Consider the following 1,474-nt stretch of genomic DNA (forward strand, 5'->3'; position numbering starts at 1 on the left):
GCCGGGGGCGCGCGCCTCGCCCGGGAAGAACACCCGGGTCGTGACGGCGGCGCCGAGGCAGGCGGCGATCCGGAGGAGGGCGCGGCGCCCCGGAATCATTTCTTCCTTTTTCATGACTAATGGCTCGCACGGCGGATGCGCCGGACCGGACACCGACACGGCCGCGCGCGCGAAAGCACCCGATGGGACCAGCCCATGATCCGACCGTCATACCGGGCCCTCCGTCGGGGTCTTCAGAGGGAGCGGATAGCCTGCGCCCGTGACGGAGCAGAAGCCCACCTCGTTCGAACGTGGCACCGACGGCCCGAAGGTGATCGTCGTCGGCGTGGACGGATCGCAGTCCTCGTACCGCGCGGCCGCTTACGCGGCGGGTCTCGCCCGCCGGCAGAGGGCCCTGCTCGCCATCGTCTACGTCCAGCCCGTGGTGGGGGCGGGGGCCGCCCTCGGCGCCCCGGCGACCGGCACGACCGGGGAGATCGCCGAGGAGCTGCTCGCCGAGATCCGGCTCGCCACCGAGCGGTTCAAGGACGTGTGGGACGTCCGCTGGGAGTTCCACACCTTCCACGGTGACCCGTACAGCGGCCTGGTCACCGCCGCCGACGAACTCACCGCGGACGCGGTGGTGGTGGGCGCGTCGGAGTCGGCGGGGCACCGGATCGTGGGGTCCGTGGCGGTACGGCTGGTCAAGGCGGGCCGCTGGCCGGTGACGGTCGTCCCGTAACCGACGAGAACCACCGAGAAACACCGAGAAACACCGAGCCCCCGCCCGGCCCGCGCAGGCCTCAGCGGCCCATCCTGAGCCCGTCCGCCGCCGCTCCCCGGCTCAGGACCGCCTTCGTGATCGCCGCCTGTGCCTCCCGGTAGTCCGCGCGGCCCGGCGAGCGCCGCAGCGCCTCGGGCAGAGCCACCACCCGGCCGGCCCCGGTGTCCATCCACTGCGGGACGAACTCCGCCTTCGTCACCCGCCAGCGCGCACCCGGCGCGGCGGGCGGTGCGAAGGTGAAGCGGCCGATCGAACCCTGGTTCCCCCGGGGGTCCTCCGCGCCCTCGTGGTTGACCATCGAGCCCGCGATCTGGTCGCCCATGCCGTAGACGATCCACGTGCCGTTGACCTTCTCGTACGCCTGCGGCACATGCGCGTGGGTGCCGAGGATCAGGTCGATGTCGGGGCGCCCGCCGGTCCGCGCCGCCGTGAGCCGCCTCCCGAGGTCCAGCTGCCGGGCGTCGGGGGCCGTCTGCCACTCGGTGCCCCAGTGGAGGCTGACCACCACCACGTCGGCGCCGGCCGCCCGGGCGGCGCGCGCGTCGGCGACGATCCGCCGCTCGTCGATGCCCCGGACCGCCCAGGGCTGCCCGTCGGGGAGCGGAATCCCGTTGGTGTCGTACGTGTAGGCCAGCTGGGCGACGCGGGCGCCGCCCGCCGTCATGAGGGCGGGACGGCCGGCCTCCGCGGCCGACCGGGCCGAGCCCACGT

2 protein-coding genes are annotated in these 1,474 nt (G+C 74.3%); one reads left to right on the forward strand and one right to left on the reverse strand.

What is annotated here, in order from left to right; translation table 11 throughout:
• Nucleotides 1–259 precede the first annotated feature (259 nt).
• Nucleotides 260–721 carry a universal stress protein gene (locus GT042_RS22385; RefSeq protein ID WP_161310515.1) on the forward strand — a complete coding sequence of 154 codons (462 nt, stop codon included), beginning with the start codon at nt 260–262 and terminating at the stop codon, nt 719–721.
• A gap of 61 nt (nt 722–782) precedes the next feature.
• Here the strand turns inward: GT042_RS22385 and GT042_RS22390 are convergent.
• A partial coding sequence (locus GT042_RS22390; protein WP_202533462.1) for a CapA family protein occupies nt 783–1,474 on the reverse strand: 692 nt, incomplete at its 5' end.

Origin of the sequence: Streptomyces sp. SID3212, from assembly GCF_009865405.1 — a bacterium.
In the GTDB taxonomy this organism is placed as follows: domain Bacteria; phylum Actinomycetota; class Actinomycetes; order Streptomycetales; family Streptomycetaceae; genus Streptomyces.